The following is a 19,465-nucleotide window of genomic DNA, read 5'->3' as shown; positions in this document are numbered from 1 at the left end:
TATGTTGATGCCAGCGGGGGCGCGCGATTATGCCTCAACTCACTCCGGTTGGCCGATCATCGTGCGAATCTTGTTGGCCAACAGGTCGATGGAAAACGGTTTGGCGACCATGTCCATGCCTTCTTCCAGGAAGCCCTGGCGTTCGGCGGCTTTCTCCGCGTAACCGGTCATGAACAGCACCTTGAGTTCGGGGCGATGCTGGCGAGCGATTTCCGCCAGTTGTCGGCCGTTCATACCCGGCAGGCCTACGTCGGTCACCAGCAGATCGACCCGCAGGTCCGATTCCAGCAAGGGTAGGGCGGTCTTCGCATCCTCGGCTTCGTGGGCGTGATAACCCAGCTCGTTGAGCAGGTCGAGCACCAGCATGCGCACCGCCGGGTCGTCTTCCACCAACACCACGGTTTCACCGGCAATCGCCGCCGGTGCTTCGCCTGTCAAGGGCAGCAGCACGTTTTCGGGTTCCGTTGCGTGCAGCCGCGGCAAGTACAAACGAACGCTGGTGCCCTTGCCCGGCAAACTGAACAGGCTGACATGCCCGCCCGACTGCTGGGCGAACCCATAAATCATCGACAACCCAAGGCCGGTACCCTGGCCGATAGGTTTGGTGGTGAAGAACGGGTCGAACGCCTTGGCCAGCACCGACGGTGTCATGCCGGTGCCGTTATCGCTGACGGCAATCATCACGTAATCCCCGGCCTTGACCGGTTCCAGCGTGGTGATATCGCTGCCGTCGAGGTAAACGTTGGCGGTTTCGATCAGCAACTCGCCGCCATCGGGCATGGCGTCCCGGGCGTTGATGACGAGGTTGAGCAGGGCGTTTTCCAGTTGACTGACGTCGGTGCTCACCGGCCAGACCTCGTCGGCCAGCAGCAGTTTGAGCTCGATGTGATCGCCCTTGGTCCGGCTGAACAAATCTTCCAGGGAGTGCACCAGGTCATTGGCGTTCAGCGGCCGGCGATCCAGCGACTGACGCCGGGAAAACGCCAGTAGCCGATGGGTCAGGGCGGCGGCACGATTGGCCGAAGACACCGCCGCTTCAGTGAAACGGCCAATCTCGGCGGCGCGCCCGTCAGCGATATAGCGCTGCATCAGGTCGAGGCTGCCGATGATCCCGGTCAGCATATTGTTGAAGTCGTGGGCGATGCCGCCGGTCAGCTGCCCGACCGCCTCCATTTTCTGTGCATGGCGCAAGGCGTCTTCCGCGCGTTCGCGCTCGAACATCTCGTTTTGTAGCCGTTGGTTGGCCTCGGCCAACTGCTGGGTGCGGGCCGCGACCCGTTCCTCAAGGGTATCGTTGAGATTGCGCAGGGCTTCTTCCGTCTGTTTGCGCTCGGTTTCGTCAATGACAAAGATGTAAAAACCATTCACCGCGCCGTCGGCACCGTGGCGCGGCAAGTAATTCATCAAGGCATGGCGGTTGCTGCCGTCCCGGTGCGGAGTATTGAGGCTGAAACAGCAAGACTTGCCCGTCAACGCGAGGGCAATGTGTTCGGCGCGCAAGGCATAGGCTTCTTCGCCCAGCACTTCACGAATGGTGCGGCCATAGAGTTCCTGCGGTGTCAGGCCATACCAATCCAGATAAGCGGCGTTGTTCAGGCGAAAGCGTTCCTCGCTGTCGACGTAGCTGATCAGGATGGGCATGGCGTTGATGATCAGTTGCAGCTCGGTCTGGCTCTGGCGCAGGGCTTGCTCGGTGAGTTTGCGTTCGGTCAGATCCAGCGCGGCCCCAAGGAACCGGATTGGCCGCCCATGGTGGTCCTTGTAGCAGCGACCGCGGGCAAACACCCAGCGCAGGTGACCGCTGGGTTGCAGCAGGCGATATTCCTCGGCGTATTCGGTGCCGTGGGTGATGGAATATTTGATGCTGCGGGCGACCATTGCGCGATCTTCCGGGTGCACGGCCTGGAGGTAGGCGCTGATGGGCAGCTGGTTGGCGAGCAGCGGGTCGATGTTGTGCAGTTCGGCGAAACGCGCGTCGGCGATGAAGCGGTCTTCGCCGATGTCCCAATCCCAGGTGCCGACGGCGTCGGTGGCCGCCAGCGCCAGTTGCAGGCGCTGTTCGGTTTCGTGCTGGGCCTTGAGGCTGGCGGCCGACCGCTGTTCCAGCTCCAGCGCGATGCGGCGGCGTTCATTGGTTTCGATGGCAGTGACCAGAATGCCGGCGACCTGAGCGTTTTCATCGCGGATCGGACTGTAGGTCAGGTCCAGCCAGAAGTCGGAATCATCCTCGTCGCGCTGCAAGGTAAAACGTTGTTCGCTGTAGGTTCGCACCTGGCCTTGTAGGACGGCGCTGTAAATGGGGTCGGTAAAGTCCTGGAGTTCTGGCCAGATCTGGTGCGTCGGTTGTCCGAAAGCGTGTGGGTGCTTGCTGCCGGCGAGGAGGGCGAAGCCGTCGTTGTAGATCTGCGTGAGGTGCGGCCCCCACAGCAATAGCATCGGCATCGGTGAATGGATCACGATGTCGACCGCGGTACGCAGGCTCTGTGGCCAGGTACTGGCAGCGCCCAGCGGGGTGCGTGTCCAGTCCAGTCTGGCGATCAAGGCCTGGGCATCGCTGCCCGTCGGTGATGCGTTCATCAAATTGTCCTGCGCTTAAGTCGGTGTGGCGGCGTCTACTATCCTTGCAGGGCGGTAGACGCTGGATGACCCGCCATGGGTCATTATTTTTTCATTGAATGCTTCGCGGGTGCTTTTTGCCATGGAAATCGATGCACTGTTGCAGGTACTGGCTGACCGGAATGGATCCGATCTCTATCTCTCCACTGGCGCGCCACCCAGTGCACGGTTCGACGGCGTGCTCAAGCCGTTGACCGATCAGCCGTTCAAGCCGGGAGAAGTCGCGGCCATTGCCGAGTCCATCATGGACGCCGAACAGCGCCTGGAGTTCGACCGGGAACTGGAGATGAACCTGGCGATCTCCTTGGCGGGTGTCGGGCGCTTTCGGGTCAACATCTTCAAGCAACGCAACGATGTGTCAATCGTGGCACGCAACATCAAGCTCGACATCCCGCGTTTCGAAGACCTCAAACTACCGGCGGTGCTGCTCGAAACCGTGATGCTCAAACAGGGATTGATGCTGTTCGTCGGTGCCACCGATTGCGGCAAGTCTACCTCTCTCGCGGCGTTGATCGATTATCGCAACCGCCACAGCACTGGCCACATCGTCACCATCGAAGACCCGATCGAGTACATCCATCGGCACAAGCAGTCGATCATCAACCAGCGCGAGGTCGGCGTTGATACCCGCAGTTTTCATGCTGCGTTGAAAAATACCCTGCGCCAGGCCCCGGACGTGGTGCTGATCGGCGAAATCCGCGACCGCGAAACCATGGAGCATGCGCTGGCATTTGCCGATACCGGTCATCTGGTGATCTCTACGTTGCACGCGCACAACGCCCATCAGGCGTTGGACCGTATCATCAATTTCTTTCCCGAAGAGCGGCGGATGCAGTTGCTGCATGACTTGAGCAACAACTTGAAAGCGTTTGTTTCCCAACGACTGGTGCGTACTCGCGACGGTCAGCGCAGGGCGGCAGTGGAAGTGATGTTGGGTACAGCGACGATTGCTGACTTGATTAGACGCAATGAACTGGACGAACTTAAAAACATCATGGAAAAGTCTGCTGAGTTCGGTATGCAGACGTTTGATGGCGCACTGTATGCACTAGTGGCGGGAGGCGCAATCAGTGAGGAGGAGGCGCTAAAGCATGCGGACTCCCTGAGTAATCTGAAATTGCGCCTTAAACTTTATGGCGCAGGGGCTTCGACCGTTAATATGCGTAGTGGAGACTGGGGGTTGGTGGATTGATTAGGTTGTTAGCGTGAGCGGTTATGAAATATTGCCTTATGACTTTTTACTGTTTGGTTGTTCTTCGATGAGTCAGGATTGACGTTCGTTGAATTAATCAGCGAGCTAATTTCATAAGGTGTTATATGTCTGCCAAGTTTAAATATAAAGACTATCAGTTGTCCGGGGCGGTTTCCGAAGTTCAACATCTTTGGTTAAAGGCCGATGCGGCTGAGCGACAGGTGGTCGTGCGCTTATTGCAAAGTGTCTTCGAGGATCAAGAGGACGAAGGGCCCTACCATTGGCAAGGCTACGAGTTTGAACTGGCGAAAGGGTCATCGCTTCATGACGTCCATATGCCCGGTCGAGTGGCATGGAATAACCTGGCCAGCTACACGATCGTGATGGACGAACTTCGTCGCCACCGCCCCGAGAACATGGCAGCGACCCGTATCAACGAAAGCGGCGGGCTTGAGATATTCCGAAAAGACCGGTTAGTGTGGGACGTCGTCGACGTGAGTATCGTCCAGGAGTCCCACTATTATCAGAAGCTTCTGGTGATAGGTGATGTTGCCAAACAAGCCGGTGGTTACATTTATAGCGAAGATTTCGTCGATGTGGACCAATGGCTGAAGTTTCATGGCTTGACAGTTCCAAGGAATGCCAGCGAAACAAAAAACCTGATCGCGCTTTTCGAGTTCGATCCTGAGGTTGATGAGTTGGGAAACTATTGGGGGCAGCTTGTTACGGATGATCCGTCGTTAGCCGTCTTGTCGGTTGAGCAGCGCGACGCCATTCGGCAGGTCACCCAGCGTGTCGCCAAAAACACCAAATTGCTGGATAAGTTGTTCCGCGAAACGGGGCGCGCCATGGCGACGCACGATAATGCCGCTGAACGGATCGGTCAGTTGATCAAGCATCCGGTAGCCCAAGCGTGTGCCAAAAAACTCCTGGAGGAGTCGGCCTGGTTCGGCGCGCAATCCGGGCAAAACGTCTCTTCACAAGATCTTGAACAAATTCTGGTAACCAGCCTGTTGCTGGATCTTTATCCGTCTCTGGGTAGCACCCAAGACCGCAAGCGTATCGCCGGTTTCGCTTTATATGCGCCGAGCAACGTTGAGCGGTCGCCGGCCATGGTGCGCGAAGAGCTGCAAGCCTTTCTCTATACCAAAGGCTGGGTTGATCCTGCTGCGGCGCCGCTGGCGTGTCATCTGCTGCTGGCGGACATGGCGCCGGAATTTCTGGTCAAGGGCGTGCCAGCATCGATGACGATGGGCTCGGTTGCCTGGGTCACCTTTTGCCATGGCGTTGCTCTGGCGGAAGCGGTCAGGAAGGGTGCGTCGCGTGTGCTGACGTATGCGCAGATCATGGCGTATGTCGAACTGGAACCTGTCAGCGAACCGCTGTCCCGACTGCGGGAGTTGGCAATGATCGATCCGATCGTTGACTGGGCGCTATTGAATGGCGTTATCAGCGCAAGCGAGCTCACTCAAGCGGCAAAGGAAACCACCGAGCGGGCAATCACGGCGTTCCAGGCATACGCGGAGAACTTCACCCATCTGGCGAGCGTCTATTCCACTCCCATGCCTAACCGCGAAACCATTGCGCGCGAAGCGTTGAAAGGAGCGGTGCCGGCGTGTGATTTCCTGGACGACAAAGTGCTTTATCAACACCCCGGCCTTTATGCGTCCCCCAACCCCATGTCGATGGTCGGCTTGCACATGTCGGCGGATCTTGCGGGTGGCCAATGGGATTTTCGCGCAGTATTTCCCGACAACGTTATTTCCAGAACGCCTGATTTGTTGGCCGGTGTGACCAATCAAAAAAGACCCACTCACTACGATCCCTCCGTCACCAGCCTTTATAGCCGCTTTCCAAGATTGCGTAGCCTGCCGGCCAACAATGTCGAATACCATCGCCAATTGCGGGATTATCTCGGCAATTTAAATAAAGCGCTGGCCTCCACTGTGAAGTTGGTCCTTTCACACATGCCCTCCCATGATCTGGAGATTTTTCTAAAAGGTAAGATCACCTTTTTTACCGTTCGTCTTCCAGCGACCAGAACCGACTCTTACTTCTCATTATCGCCGGTGCCTATTTCAACGACCTACGAAACCCAGCAAAGTAACGATGCTGTGAAGGGGCGCTTTGGCATTGTTATGTTCGCTGCCCACGGCAATGCGGTTGCATGTTATGAGTTGTTTGCCTTGCGGGGTGAATTACGGAAAAACACCACGCTGGCTTCGCTGATAACTTCAACGGGCAAATTGCGGACTGCCGCCCGAATGGATTTTAACGGGGAGCTGAATGCACATCAGCGACCTGCAACTCCCGAATTATTGCCTCTTTCGGTTATTGAATACACTGACGGTGTTTTCGCCGATAACGCCAACAGCGACATGGCGATTATTGAAAAGCTGGGTGAGCTCCCCGCGCCAGCGTCTGTGACGGCACGGCAGCAGAGTAACTACCGTAATTTCGGTAATCCGCAGCTGTTGCGAATTGCCGAGTTCGTTGTAAACAATCATCCGTTGCGCACATTTGACGAAATCGAGTTAATGGCCACGGTGCCGACAGCACTTGAAACAGAACGCAAAAATGGCGAAGAGACTGCAGATTACATCGTGAATCTGGTGGTTCCGTTCAAGAAGTGCATCGAGGATTTGTCTTCCGGAGAACACAATAAGGTCGTTGACGGGATCTACGGTTGCGTCATGGACGCTATGGCTTTGGGCGGCGCATTTGTGGGGGCGGGCGCTAAAGCGCTGAGCATCTCGTCGAAGGCGGTTTCCTTGTCGTCCAAAGGCGCCCGCTTGACCAAACTGGCGTTTGTGACGTCCGTTTCCCTCTTCAACCCCGTGGATGATGTGCCAACGGTGTTTTATGGTGCCGGGAAACTCATCCACAAGGGCACGTTACGGTTCAGCAGGCAGGCTGAAGAGCTTCTCGGACTGGCAAAGTCCCAGTTGGGCAGACTCCATGGCAGCCACAAATCCTATGACCTGGTCCGCGCAGCCAGTAACGTCAACACCGGACAGGGTACCTGGCGACCCCGTGGTGCAATCGGTGAGGAACTCACGGTGGTGGCGGCCCGCAACAATTTTCAATGGTATGCCCTCGACCGTCTGGGCAAAGCCTGGGGGCCAAAACTCGACAACTTTGCCTATGTGGCCCCTGTCCGTTTGCCGCGATCTACCAAGACAATGCCTGTCAGCTATACCCGACAGTTCATCGAAGAAAGTCTGCCGCGGGCCCGGACTAAAATCGAAAACGCGATCAATGTCTTGACCCGTCGTGACTTTGAGTCGCAGCGCAACCTGGTTGCCAGACTGCTGATGGGAAGCGACTCGAACGATGCAATCAATCAGTTATTGAACTATTTGAGAGCGGTCAGGGCGGACTTTGCGGGCGTTTCCATCAGTAACTTCATCCTTGATCCACTCAAGGACACCCATCACATTGCGGCTTTCGACACGAGCGCTTACCAGCAGTGGAAAGGTGCAGCCGGGCAATCCGACGCGAAGTACATTGAAATCTATACGCCTAATCTCAACCGGCACTTCATAGATCTGGGATTCAACCATGACGTCGTCGCAGACGACTTGATCCATGAGCTGTTTCACGGACCTGCGCAGATCGGTGATGTCGCCTATGCCCGCGACGCCGGCAACGCTGGCGGTGGACAGTCCCTGGACGTGGCGTCGCTGTTGAACCTGGCCTCCGGGCGGCTTGCGGTGACAGATGAAGGCAATGCCCGTCACGCCAGTTCCAAAGCCTTTGAAAACGCCGACTCACTGGCGATAGTCACTTCGCTGCTGAGCCAGTTGCACACCGACGAGGGCGGGTTTGACCACAACATGTCCCTCTTGCGAAACACACTTGAAGCCAACCCCGATAGCGCGATCGTCGACCCGGTGCGGATCACGTTGAACCATTCCGTGACAGCGCAGAGGCCTGCCTCTGGCACAGGCAGGCCTGGCACGAGCGTTCAATAGAACCGTTAAAAAGCGAGTTCCGGCCGGTCCCGAAATTGCTCCAGCGCCTCGGGATTGGCCAGCGCATCGGTGTTCTTCACCTTCTGCCCATGCACGACATTCCGCACCGCCAGCTCAACGACCTTGCCGCTGATGGTCCTTGGGATATCGGTCACCGTGACAATCTTCGCTGGCACATGCCTCGGTGTGGTGTTGGCGCGGATGACCTGGCGGATCTGCTGCTGCAAGGCCTCATCCAGCTCGACGCCGTCGCGCAACTTCACGAACAGCACCACCCGCACGTCATCTTGCCATTGCTGACCAATGGCCACGCTGTCCAGCACCTGCTGGACCTTCTCCACCTGACGATAGATTTCCGCCGTGCCGATCCGCACACCGCCAGGGTTGAGCACCGCGTCCGAGCGGCCATGGATCATCATCGCGCCGTGGGGCAGCTGTTCGGCGTAATCGCCCTGGGCCCAGACGCCGGGGAACTGACTGAAATAGGAAGCGTGCAGCTTCTCTTGCTGCGGGTCGTTCCAGAAACCGATGGGCATGGCCGGGAAGTGCCGGGTGCACACCAGTTCACCTTTCTCGCCGATCACAGGTTTGCCGTCGTCGTTCCAGACTTCGACCGCCATGCCCAGGCTCTTGCCCTGGATTTCGCCGCGACGCACGGGCTCAAAAGGGTTGCTGTTCACAAAGCACGAAACGATGTCGGTGCCGCCGGACATCGAGGCCAGGCACAGGTCGCTCTTGAGGTCGCGATAGACGTAGTCGTAACTCTGTGGTGACAACGCTGAACCGGTGCAGAGCAGGGTTTTCAGGCTGCTCAGGTCATGGCTCTCGCGGGGGTTGACGCCATGGGTTTCCAGGGTCGCGAGGAATTTGGGGCTGGTGCCAAAAACGCTGATGCGTTCATCGTCGATCAGGTCGATCAAGCGCTCGGGGTCTGGATGAAACGGCGAGCCGTCGTACAGCACCACGGCGCTACCCACGGCCAGGGCCGAGACCAGCCAATTCCACATCATCCAGCCGCAGGTGGTGTAGTAGAACAGTCGGTCGCCGGGGCCGAGATCGCAATGCAGGCCATGTTCCTTGACGTGTTGCAGCAACACGCCGCCGGTGCTGTGGACGATGCACTTCGGCACGCCAGTGGTGCCGCTGGAGTAGAGGATGTACAGCGGATGGGCGAACGGCACGGGGACGAAATCCGGCTCGCCGCCGATGTCGTAGAAATCATCCCACAGCGTCACATTCGCCCGAGTGTGGAAATGCTCGATGTGTGCCTGTGGCCGGGCGTAAGGCACCACGATCAACTGCTGCAACGACGGCAGGCGTTCGAGGATTTCATTGACCTTGGCCGTCTGGTCGATGTCTTTGCCGGCGTAGCGGTATCCGGCGCAGGTGATGAGCACTTTCGGTTCGATCTGGCCGAAGCGGTCGATGACGCCCTGGGTGCCGAAGTCCGGTGATGAACAGGACCAGATCGCCCCCAGGCTGGTGGTGGCGAGCATGGCCACCAGGGTTTGCCAGGTGTTGGGCATGCACGCGGCGACGCGGTCGCCGAGGCCGACACCGGCGGCTTTCAGACTGTTTTGAAAACCGGCGACATGCTCGGCGAGTTCGCCCCAGGTCAGGTGTTCACGCTGGCCGTTCTCGCCAATGGCAATCACCGCCACGGCATCGTCGCGCCGGCGCAGCAGGTGTTCGGCGAAATTCAGGGTGGCGCCTGGGAACCACTCGGCGCTGGGCATTTGCGCGTCTTCCACCAGCACCGCGTCCGGTTGGTCGTGGAAACGGATGTCGAAGAAGTCGACGATCGCCTGCCAAAAGGCTTCGCGCCGGTCGATGGAAAATTGGTGCAGGGCGGGGTAGTCGTCGAGGTGGATGTTGTGACGCTTTACGATGAAGCGCCGGAAGGCCTCCATGCGGGTTTTGCTGATGCGCTCGGCGCTGGGTTGCCAGAGGATGTCGGACATGGCTTGCCTCTCTCGTTCCCACGCTCCGCGTGGGAATGCCTCAACGGACGCTCCGCGTTCGGCTCTTTGGACGCAGAGCGTCCCGGGCTGCATTCCCACGCAGAGCGTGGGAACGATCATCAAGGGGGTTGACCGGTTACTGCGCCAACCACCCACCATCAATATTCCACGCCGCGCCGCGCACCTGGCTTCCGGCCTCGCTGCACAGGAACAACACCAGTTCGCCCAATTGCGGCGGCGTGACGAATTCCAGCGACGGCTGTTTCTCCGCGAGCAAATCATGCTGCGCCTGTTGCGGCTCGATCCCGGTCGCGATGCGATCATCAATCTGCTTTTGCACCAGTGGCGTCAACACCCAGCCCGGGCAAATGGCGTTGCAGGTCACATTCGTCGTTGCCGTTTCCAGCCCGACGACCTTGGTCAAGCCGATCACGCCATGTTTGGCCGCGACGTAGGCGGCTTTACCCACCGAGCCCACCTGGCCATGCACCGAGGCGATGTTGATGATCCGCCCCCAACCTTTGGCGCGCATGCCCGGCAGGCTCAAGCGGGTGCTGTGGAATACCGACGACAGGTTGATCGCAATGATCGAGTCCCAGCGTTCCACGGGAAAGTCTTCTACCGGCGCCACGTGCTGGATCCCGGCGTTGTTCACCAGGATGTCGACGCCGCCGAATTCACGCTCGGCGTAGGCAATCATGTCGGCGATCTGCGCCGGGTCGCTGACGTCGGCTGGATGATGGCCGACCTTGCCACCGAATTGCTCAACCTCGGCAATCACTTTGGACGCATCGCCGAAACCGTTGAGGATCAGATTGGCGCCGGCCTTGGCCAGGCTCAGGGCTATCCCTAAGCCAATGCCGCTGGTGGAGCCGGTGACCAGTGCGGTCTTGCCCGAAAGAGTCGTCATGTATACCTCACACAATGCCAGTGGCGTAGAAAGTACCGATCACCACAAAAACCGCCAGGGTCTTGATCAGCGTAATACAGAAAATGTCTTTGTAGGCTTCACGGTGGGTCAGGCCGGTCACCGCCAGCAAGGTAATCACCGCGCCGTTGTGCGGCAGGGTGTCCATGCCGCCACTGGCCATCGCGGCCACCCGGTGCAGCACTTCCAGCGGGATGTTGGCAGCGTGGGCCGCGGCGATGAAGTCATTGGCCATGGCCGCCAGCGCAATGCTCATGCCGCCCGACGCCGAACCGGTGATGCCGGCCAGCAGGGTCACGGTAACTGCTTCGTTGACCAGCGGGTTGGGAATGCTCTTGAGCCAGTCGGCCAATACCAGGAAGCCCGGCAAGGAGGCGATCACCGCACCAAAGCCGTATTCCGACGCGGTGTTCATTGCCGCCAGCAACGAACCGCTGACTGCACTGCGACTGCCCTCGGCCAACTTGCCGCGAATCGCCTGGAAGCCGAACACCAGCACCATGATGATGCCGACCAGCAAGGCCGCCTGAACCGCCCAGATCGCGGTGAGCTTGGCGATTTCGGTGGTGACCGGCGCGGCCATGCCCGGCAGCGAGAGGCTGTGGGTCTTGCCGTACCACTGCGGAATCCACTGGGTAAACAGCAGGTTCATGATGCCGACGGCCAGCAACGGCGACAGGGCGATCCATGGATTCGGCAGTTTGATGTCGGCTGCGGTCTCCGGCTCGTTGCGCAGTTCTGTGCCATAACCTTCACCGGCGGCCTGGGCCTTGTTGCGCTGGCGCTGGAGAAACAGCATGCCGGCGCAGAACACGAAGATCGCGCCGATCACGCCCAGCCAAGGCGCGGCCCACGCCGTGGTGTTGAAGAAGGTGCTGGGAATGATGTTCTGGATCTGCGGGGTGCCGGGCAGGGCGTCCATGGTGAACGAGAACGCACCGAGGGCGATGGTTGCCGGGATCAGCCGCTTGGGGATGTTGCTCTGGCGGAACATTTCAGCGGCAAACGGATAGACCGCGAACACCACCACAAACAGCGACACGCCGCCGTAAGTCAGCAGGGCGCAGACCAGAACGATCACTAGCATGGCCTGGCGGGTGCCGAGCAGCCGAATTGCTGCCGCGACGATGGAGCGCGAGAAACCCGACAGCTCGATCAGCTTGCCGAACACCGCGCCGAGCAGGAACACCGGGAAATACAGTTTGATGAAACCGACCATTTTTTCCATGAACACCCCGGTGAAGGCAGGGGCGACAGCGGACGGGTCGGTGAGCAAGACAGCGCCGAGGGCGGCAATCGGGGCGAAGAGAATAACGCTGTAGCCACGGTAAGCAGCCAGCATCAGCAGCGCGAGGGCTGCCAAGGCAATGATCACACTCATGGTGTGTCTCCTGGATTGTTATTTTTGTAGGGTGGATCTTTTGTGGGAGAGGGCTTTAGCGAGATTCGTGCCATGAGTGCAACATATTGATATATAAGGATATTTGTCTGTTGCTGTGGCGAATTTAAATTATTTGTCTCGGTTTTGAGAATTTTTGCGACTGTGCGGACGTCTTCGCGGGCAAGCCACGCTCCCGCAGGGTTTTGCGTTGGGCCAGGATTGCGCAGAAAACACATAACCTGTGGAAGCGTGGCTTGCCCGCGAAGAGGCCCTATCTACCAAAAGAGATCAATGTCTCTTTATAGAGACTCGGCAATCCCCAACGCCACCATCTTCTTGTACAAAGTCGACCGCCCCAGCCCCAACCGTGCCGCCGCTTCAATCACCTTACCCCCGCATTGAGCCAAGGCAGATTCAATCAACTGCCGGTCAAACCGCTCCCGCGCCTCACTGAACGTCTCATGCGCAACCACCTCAATGACCGGCGCCACACGCTCCACCGGCGTAAACGTCCCGATTGCCGCGCGGATGTCCCCTGCATTCAGCACCAGGTCATCACTAAGCAGCGCCGCGCGCTCCAGCACATTGCGCAGTTCGCGGATATTCCCCGGCCAGGCATGCTGCCCCAGCAGATCCAACGCTTCGGTGTTCAGCTCATGCTGGCTGCGTAATTCTTCAAGGATCGCTTCACTGAGCGCTGGCAAGTCATCAAGACGATCACGCAGGGGCGGCACGTTGATCGGCAGCACGTTGAGGCGGTAATACAAATCAGCGCGAAATTCGCCGCGCTTGATCGCCGCTTCCAGATCGGTGGAGGTGGCTGCAATTACTCGCACATCACTCTGGATGACCTCATTGGAACCGACCGGCTCGAATTCCTTTTCCTGCAACACGCGCAGCAACTTGCTTTGCAGCGGCAGCGGCATGTCGCCGATTTCATCGAGAAACAGCGTGCCGCCCTGGGCGATCTGCAACTTGCCGGCCCGGCCCTTGCGATCGGCGCCAGTGAAGGCGCCCGGCGCGGTGCCGAAGAACTCGGCTTCCAGCAACGACTCGGGAATCGCCGCGCTGTTAATGCTGACGAAGGCTTTGTGCGCGCGTGGCGACGCTCCGTGGATCGCCTGTGCCAGCAGCTCCTTGCCGGTGCCGGTTTCGCCGAGCAACAGCACCGGTGACTCGGCACTGGCACTGCGCCGGGCGCGGCGTTTGACTTCCAGGCTGGCGGCGCTGGTCCCGATGAAGTGGGCGAAGTTGTATTTGGTCTGCCGCGACCGCAGCAACGAGCGGGTAGAGGCCAGTTCTTCCTGCATGCTCAGGTAGCGTTTGAGCATCGGAGACAGGCTGTGCAATTCGTCGAACAGCGCAAAACCAATGGCGCCAATCACGGCGCCCGCGTCGTCGTGGATCGGCAAGCGCATGACCACCAGCGGTTCTTTCGGCGTGTCCTGCATATCCAGCAAGATCGGCCGGCCGGTGCGAACCACCTCACGCAACAGGCTGCCAGGTATCACGCTTTCGCACGCTTTGCCGATCGCCACTTCGGCGGACTCCAGACCGAAGCGGCGGGCATAGCGCTCGTTCATCCAGACGATGTTCGCATCGCGGTCGACAATCACCGTGCCCTCGCTGGATTGCTCGATGATCTCGAACAGCGAGCGGATCGCCAGCAGGCGAACGCGCTGGTAATCCTTGAGGCTTTCGGTGGTGTTCATAGAGGTCAGATCCAGAATATGTAGTGTCTTGGAGGGCCCTATCGCTAGCAAGCTAGCTGTGATCCCACAGTGGACCGCGATTCAATGTGGGAGCTGGCGTGCTAGCGATTGAGGCGACGCGGTCCTATGCCTACCGCTGATGCGCCGCCGCCAACAGCTCTTTGGTGTACGGATGCTGCGGCGAGTCGAACACGTCGTGGCTGGCACCGCTTTCCACCACTTTGCCGTCCTTGATCACGATCATGTCGTGGGCCAGGGCACGTACCACTGCCAGGTCATGACTGATGAACAGGTAGGTCAGGCCGTGTTTTTCCTGAAGCTGGCGGAGCAGGGCGACCACTTGTTTTTGCACGGTGCGATCCAGTGCCGAGGTCGGTTCATCGAGCAGAATCAGCGCCGGTTTCAGTACCAGCGCCCGGGCAATAGCGATGCGCTGACGTTGGCCGCCGGAGAACTCGTGGGGATAGCGATCGCGGCTTTGTGGATCGAGGCCGACTTCTTCCAGCGCACGGATCACTTCGGCTTTGCACTCTTGCTCCGTCAACTGGCTATGCACTTCAAGCCCTTCGCTGATGATCTGCGCCACGGACATGCGTGGGCTGAGGCTGCCGAAGGGGTCCTGGAACACCACCTGCATCTTCTTGCGCCATGGCCGCAACTGCTTTTGCGTCAGGCCGTCCAGCGCCTCGCCCTGAAAGCGAATGCTGCCTTCAGAATCAAGCAAACGCAGGATCGCCTGGCCCAGCGTCGACTTGCCCGAGCCGGACTCGCCAACGATGCCCAGGGTTTTGCCGCGTTGAATGTTGAGACTAATGCCGTCCACCGCGTTCAGGTAGGTCTTGCGCTGGAACAAGCCGCCACCGAGGGCAAACTGCACGCGCAGGTTGTCCACCTCCAGCACGTTCTCGCGCTCGTCCCGGGGCAGGGCTTCGCCTTCCGGTTCGGCGTTCAGCAGCACGCAACTGTAGGGATGTTTCGGTTCAGTGAAGATCGTTTCGCACGTGGCCTCTTCGACGATTTCCCCGGCCTTCATCACGCACACGCGCTGAGCGATGCTGCGCACCAGATTGAGGTCGTGGCTGATCAACAGCAGCGACATGCCGAGCCGCTGTTGCAGGGACTTGAGCAGAATCAGAATCTTGCGCTGCACCGTCACGTCCAGCGCCGTGGTGGGTTCGTCGGCGATCAGCAACTGCGGCTCGCAGGCCAGGGCCATGGCGATCATCACCCGTTGCCGCTGGCCACCGGACAGCTGATGGGGATAGGCCTTGAGCCGCTCTTTGGGTTTCTGGATGCCGACCAGTTGCAGCAATTCCAGAATCCGCGCTTGGGCCGCCTTGCCCGTCAGGCCCTTGTGCACCAGCAGGGTTTCGCCGATCTGCTTTTCGATGCTGTGCAACGGATTGAGCGAGGTCATCGGTTCCTGGAAGATCATCGCGATCCGGTTGCCGCGCAGTTCACGCAACACCTGGGGCGGGGCACCGAGCAATTCCTTGCCGCGATAGCGAATGCTGCCCGTGGTCCGGGTGCCGGCCTCGGGCAGTAGTTGCAGGATCGAGTGGGCGGTCACCGATTTGCCGGAGCCCGATTCGCCCACCAACGCCAGGCATTCGCCGGGATGGATGTCCAGGCACAGGTTGCGCACCACTGTCTGGCCATTGAAGGCCACGCTGAGGTCACGGATTTCGATCAGGTTGGTACTCATATCAACAGTCCCATTTCACGATCGCGGCTCAAGAGCGCGGATCAAGAGCGAGGATCAAAGGCATCACGCAGCGCCTCGCCAATAAACACCAATAAAGAAAGAATCAGCGCCAGAGTGAAAAACGCCGTCAGCCCCAGCCACGGCGCTTGCAGGTTCTGCTTGCCCTGGCCGATCAACTCGCCCAGCGATGCGCTGCCCGCCGGCATGCCGAAGCCGAGGAAATCCAGGGCCGTGAGGGTGGAGATGGCCCCGGTGAGAATGAACGGCAGGTAGCTCAAGGTCGCGTTCATGGCGTTGGGCAGGATATGCCGGACAATCACTTTGCGATCCGTGAGGCCCAACGCTCGGGCGGCTTTGACATATTCCAGGTTGCGCCCGCGCAGGAACTCGGCACGCACCACGTCGACCAGCGCCAGCCAGGAAAACAGCGCCATGATCCCCAGCAGCCACCAAAAATTCGGCTCGACGAACCCCGACAGAATGATCAGCAAGTACAGCACCGGCAGCCCGGACCAGACCTCCAGCAAGCGTTGACCCAACAGGTCGACCCAGCCGCCGTAATAGCCCTGCAGGGCGCCGGCGGCGATGCCGATCAATGCGCTGACGAAGGTCAGCATCAACGCAAACAGGATCGATACCCGTGCGCCGAAAATCACCCGGGCCATGACGTCCCGGGACTGGTCGTCGGTGCCTAGCCAATTGACGCTTGAGGGCGGGCTCGGTGCCGGTTTATTGAGTTCATAGTTGGGCGTGTCATCGCTGAACGGAATCGGTGGGAACAGCATCCAGCCGCCGTCCTTGTGAATCAGCTTCTGCACGTAGTCGCTGCGGTAGTCAGCCTGAAATGGCAGTTGCCCGCCAAACTCCTGCTCGGTGTGGCGCTTGAACACCGGGAAATACCACTGGCCCTGATAACTGACTACCAGCGGTTTGTCGTTGGCGATCAACTCGCCGCCCAACGTCAGCAAAAACAGACCGATGAACAGCCACAGCGACCACCAGCCTCGGCGGTTTTTCTTGAAGCGTTCAAAGCGGCGACGGCCTAACGGCGAGAGCTTGAACATCAGGCGTTCCTCGCGGCGAAGTCGATACGCGGGTCGACCAGGGTGTAGCAGAGGTCGCCGATCAGTTTTATCAAAAGCCCGAACAGCGTGAAGATAAACAGCGAGCCGAACACCACCGGATAGTCCCGCGACACGGCGGCCTCATAGCTCATGCGCCCCAGGCCATCGAGGGAGAAAATCACCTCGATCAGCAGCGAACCGGCGAAGAACACGCTGATGAACGCCTGGGGAATCCCCGACACCACCAGCAGCATCGCATTGCGGAACACATGGCCGTACAGCACGCGTCGTTCGCTCAAGCCTTTGGCCCGCGCGGTGACTACGTACTGGCGCGTGATCTCATTGAGGAACGAGTTTTTGGTGAGGATCGTCAGGGTGGCGAAACCGCCGATCACCAGCGCCGTCACCGGCAACACCAGGTGCCAGAAGTAGTCGGCGATCTTGCCCACGGTCGACAGCGATTCGAAGTTGTCCGACACCAGCCCGCGCACCGGGAACCAGTTCAGCGAAGTGCCACCGGCGAAGACCACGATCAGGAACATCGCGAACAGGAACGCTGGCATCGCGTAACCGATGATGATTGCCGTGCTGCTCCAGATGTCGAAATGGCTGCCATGGTGCACGGCCTTGCGGATACCGAGCGGGATCGACACCAGGTAGGTGATCAGCGTCGCCCAGAGCCCGAGGGAAATGGTCACCGGCATTTTTTCCAGGATCAGGTCGGTGACGGTCGCGCCGCGGAAGAAGCTCTTGCCAAAGTCCAGGCGCGCGTAGCTGGTGAGCATCAGCCACAGGCGTTCGGGTGCCGGTTTGTCAAAGCCGTACTGCTTTTCGATGTCCTTGATCAGTTGCGGGTCGAGGCCGCGACTGGCCCGGGAGGTGCCGGATGGGGTTTCGCCGGAGCCGCCGCCGACACTCGCGCCACCGATGCCTTGCAAGTGGGCGATGGCCTGTTCCACCGGACCGCCCGGTGCGGCCTGGACGATGACGAAGTTGACCAGAAGAATGATCACCAGCGTCGGGATGATCAGCAACAGGCGCCGCAGTATGTAAGCCCACATCAATGCGGCCCTCCGGGTGTGCCACGGCGGATTTTTTCGGCTGTCATCTGCTGGTTGGTCAGTGGCGTGGTGCTCACTTCCCACCAGCTTTCGATGGCTTCGTCATTACTGGCCTGCTCGTCGGGCATGCCGAACCGGTTCCACCACACCGTCGAAGTGCCCGGCGGGTAATAGTTGGGAATCCAGTAGTAGTTCCATTGCAACACCCGGTCGAGTGCGTGGGCGTAACGCAGCATTTGCGGTTGGGTGTCGGCGCGGACCAGCCCGTTGATCAGGGTGTCGACCGCCGGGTTCTTCAGCACCATGTAGTTATTCGCGCCGGGATCGTTGGCTGAGATCGAACCAAAGTAGTTGAACAGCTCGCCACCGGGTGAAGTGGTGACCGGGTAGCCGGTGACGATCATGTCGTAATCGCGGCTCATCAGGCGATTCACGTACTGGGACGAGTCGATGCGGCGAATGTTCAGGTCGATACCGATCTGTTTCAAGGTGCGCTTGTAGGGCAAGAGCAATCGGTCCATGCCGTTCTGGCTGACCAGAAAAGTGAAGCTCAACGGCGTGCCCTCGGCGTTGACCAGTTGGTCGCCGTCGGGTTTCCAGCCGGCCTGCTCGAGTAAGTCCAGCGCTTGCAGCTGTTTGTCGCGAATCACACCGCTGCCATCGGTTTTCGGTGCTTCAAAGACTTTGGTGAAGACTTCGTCGGGGATCTGCCCACGCAGCGGTTCGAGAATGGCCAGCTCTCCCGCGTCCGGCAGCTTGCGGGCGGCGAGGTCGGTGTTGGAAAAGAAGCTCTGCTGGCGGATGTACAGGTCGCGCATCATCTGCCGATTGCTCCACTCGAAATCCCAGAGCATGGCCAGGGCCTGGCGCACTCGGCGGTCCTGGAACATCGGGTTTTGCAGATTGAAGACAAACCCCTGGGCCGATTGCGGGGCTTCTGTGGCCAGATGCGCTTTTTGCAGGCGACCATCGCTCAGGGCCGGGCTTTCGTAGCCGATGGAGTAACCGGTCGCGGAGAATTCGCGGTTGTAGTCGTAGGCTCCGCCACGCAGGACCTGGCGCGCGACGTCGGTATCGCCGAAGTACTCGATGCTGAAATGATCGAAGTTGTAGAGGCCGCGGCTGACCGGCAAATCCTTGCCCCACCAGTTGGCGTTGCGCTCAAAGGTGATGCTGCGACCGGAGTCGACCTTGCCCACCTTATAAGGACCGCTGCCCAATGGCGCCTCATAACCACCGCCATTAGCAAAGTCGCGGGTCTTCCACCAGTGTTCGGGAAATACCGGCAACGTGGCGATGTCGAGGGGCAGGGTGCGGTTTTCGTTGCTCTTGAAGTCGAACCGGACCGTTAGCGGCGCTTCGACCTCGACGCCTTTGACGTCGGCGAACTGGGTGCGATAGCGCAGGCTGCCCTGGGTCATCAGCAGATCGAAGGTGTAGCGCACGTCCTGGGCGGTGATCGGTGTGCCGTCGGCGAAACGTGCCTTCGGGTCCAAGTAGAAGCGCAGCGACAAACCGTCGTCGGAACGCTCCATTTTCTGTGCCACCAGGCCGTACACGGTATAGGGCTCGTCCAGCGAACGCTGGGCCAGGGGCGAGTAGAGCAAGCCGTCGATCTGCGTGACGCCAATGCCTTTGTCGATGTACGGCAAAATATGGTCGAAATGCCCGATCTCGATGGCCGAGCGGCGCATCGTGCCGCCCTTGGGGGCTCGCGGGTTGGCGTAGGCGAAATGACTGAAGCCGGCGGGGTACTTCGCCGGTTCGCCGTACACGGTCAACGCATGTTGCGGTGCTGCATTCACACCGGCGGCACCCAATAGCAGGGCCACGGCAGTGAACAACAAAGTGGGGAAAGCCAGTCGCATTGT

11 protein-coding genes are annotated in these 19,465 nt (G+C 59.5%); 2 read left to right on the top strand and 9 right to left on the bottom strand.

What is annotated here, in order from left to right:
• Nucleotides 1-39: 39 nt before the first annotated feature.
• On the bottom strand, nt 40-2,577 hold the full coding sequence (locus K0F88_RS26650) for a PAS domain-containing protein (protein WP_219097211.1): 2,538 nt from the start codon (nt 2,575-2,577) through the stop codon (nt 40-42).
• Between the two features lie 121 nt (nt 2,578-2,698).
• Here K0F88_RS26650 and K0F88_RS26645 point away from each other — a divergent pair, with 121 nt between their 5' ends.
• Together K0F88_RS26645 and K0F88_RS26640 are read left to right on the top strand one after the other, a co-directional pair.
• Nucleotides 2,699-3,808, top strand: coding sequence for a PilT/PilU family type 4a pilus ATPase (locus K0F88_RS26645; RefSeq protein ID WP_094467259.1), 1,110 nt, complete (start codon nt 2,699-2,701; stop codon nt 3,806-3,808).
• Nucleotides 3,809-3,933: 125 nt separating this feature from the next.
• Nucleotides 3,934-7,782: a hypothetical protein gene (locus K0F88_RS26640; RefSeq protein WP_094467260.1), complete on the top strand. Its 3,849-nt coding sequence runs from the start codon at nt 3,934-3,936 to the stop codon at nt 7,780-7,782.
• A gap of 5 nt (nt 7,783-7,787) precedes the next feature.
• Here the strand turns inward: K0F88_RS26640 and K0F88_RS26635 are convergent, their stop codons facing one another.
• From K0F88_RS26635 to K0F88_RS26600, 8 genes are all read right to left on the bottom strand, one after another.
• Complete coding sequence (locus K0F88_RS26635; protein WP_219097210.1) at nt 7,788-9,743, bottom strand: acetoacetate--CoA ligase; 1,956 nt, start codon at nt 9,741-9,743, stop codon at nt 7,788-7,790.
• Nucleotides 9,744-9,879: 136 nt separating this feature from the next.
• A complete protein-coding gene (gene hbdH / locus K0F88_RS26630) occupies nt 9,880-10,653 on the bottom strand; it encodes a 3-hydroxybutyrate dehydrogenase (RefSeq protein ID WP_219097209.1) in 774 nt (257 codons plus the stop codon).
• A gap of 7 nt (nt 10,654-10,660) precedes the next feature.
• On the bottom strand, nt 10,661-12,052 hold the full coding sequence (locus K0F88_RS26625; protein WP_219097208.1) for a GntP family permease: 1,392 nt from the start codon (nt 12,050-12,052) through the stop codon (nt 10,661-10,663).
• Between the two features lie 299 nt (nt 12,053-12,351).
• Nucleotides 12,352-13,764 (bottom strand): sigma-54-dependent Fis family transcriptional regulator, encoded by a 1,413-nt coding sequence (locus tag K0F88_RS26620; protein WP_219097207.1) that lies wholly within the window; start codon nt 13,762-13,764, stop codon nt 12,352-12,354.
• A gap of 130 nt (nt 13,765-13,894) precedes the next feature.
• A complete protein-coding gene (locus K0F88_RS26615; protein ID WP_219097206.1) occupies nt 13,895-15,469 on the bottom strand; it encodes an ABC transporter ATP-binding protein in 1,575 nt (524 codons plus the stop codon).
• 41 nt (nt 15,470-15,510) lie between these two features.
• Nucleotides 15,511-16,533, bottom strand: a complete 1,023-nt coding sequence (locus tag K0F88_RS26610; RefSeq protein ID WP_219097205.1) for an ABC transporter permease — start codon at nt 16,531-16,533, stop codon at nt 15,511-15,513.
• Complete coding sequence (locus K0F88_RS26605) at nt 16,533-17,594, bottom strand: microcin C ABC transporter permease YejB (protein ID WP_219097204.1); 1,062 nt, start codon at nt 17,592-17,594, stop codon at nt 16,533-16,535. The genes K0F88_RS26610 and K0F88_RS26605 overlap by 1 nt, the downstream gene beginning before the upstream one ends.
• The gene (locus K0F88_RS26600) at nt 17,594-19,462 is read right to left on the bottom strand and encodes an extracellular solute-binding protein (protein WP_219097203.1); all 1,869 of its coding nucleotides are present in this window, start codon (nt 19,460-19,462) and stop codon (nt 17,594-17,596) included. The genes K0F88_RS26605 and K0F88_RS26600 overlap by 1 nt, the downstream gene beginning before the upstream one ends.
• Nucleotides 19,463-19,465 lie beyond the last annotated feature (3 nt).

The sequence above is a fragment of the Pseudomonas sp. UMAB-40 genome, assembly GCF_900095275.1.
GTDB lineage: Bacteria > Pseudomonadota > Gammaproteobacteria > Pseudomonadales > Pseudomonadaceae > Aquipseudomonas > Aquipseudomonas mandelii_B.
This window is presented reverse-complemented; position numbering and strand designations above follow the sequence as displayed.

Coding starts and splice junctions, on each gene's coding strand:
- K0F88_RS26625 (WP_219097208.1), bottom strand. CDS start 12,052: ATGAGTGTGATCATTGCCTTGGCAGCCCTCGCGCTGCTGATGCTGGCT.
- K0F88_RS26620 (WP_219097207.1), bottom strand. CDS start 13,764: ATGAACACCACCGAAAGCCTCAAGGATTACCAGCGCGTTCGCCTGCTG.
- hbdH (WP_219097209.1), bottom strand. CDS start 10,653: ATGACGACTCTTTCGGGCAAGACCGCACTGGTCACCGGCTCCACCAGC.
- K0F88_RS26640 (WP_094467260.1), top strand. CDS start 3,934: ATGTCTGCCAAGTTTAAATATAAAGACTATCAGTTGTCCGGGGCGGTT.
- K0F88_RS26635 (WP_219097210.1), bottom strand. CDS start 9,743: ATGTCCGACATCCTCTGGCAACCCAGCGCCGAGCGCATCAGCAAAACC.
- K0F88_RS26605 (WP_219097204.1), bottom strand. CDS start 17,594: ATGTGGGCTTACATACTGCGGCGCCTGTTGCTGATCATCCCGACGCTG.
- K0F88_RS26645 (WP_094467259.1), top strand. CDS start 2,699: ATGGAAATCGATGCACTGTTGCAGGTACTGGCTGACCGGAATGGATCC.
- K0F88_RS26650 (WP_219097211.1), bottom strand. CDS start 2,577: ATGAACGCATCACCGACGGGCAGCGATGCCCAGGCCTTGATCGCCAGA.
- K0F88_RS26615 (WP_219097206.1), bottom strand. CDS start 15,469: ATGAGTACCAACCTGATCGAAATCCGTGACCTCAGCGTGGCCTTCAAT.
- K0F88_RS26610 (WP_219097205.1), bottom strand. CDS start 16,533: ATGTTCAAGCTCTCGCCGTTAGGCCGTCGCCGCTTTGAACGCTTCAAG.
- K0F88_RS26600 (WP_219097203.1), bottom strand. CDS start 19,462: ATGCGACTGGCTTTCCCCACTTTGTTGTTCACTGCCGTGGCCCTGCTA.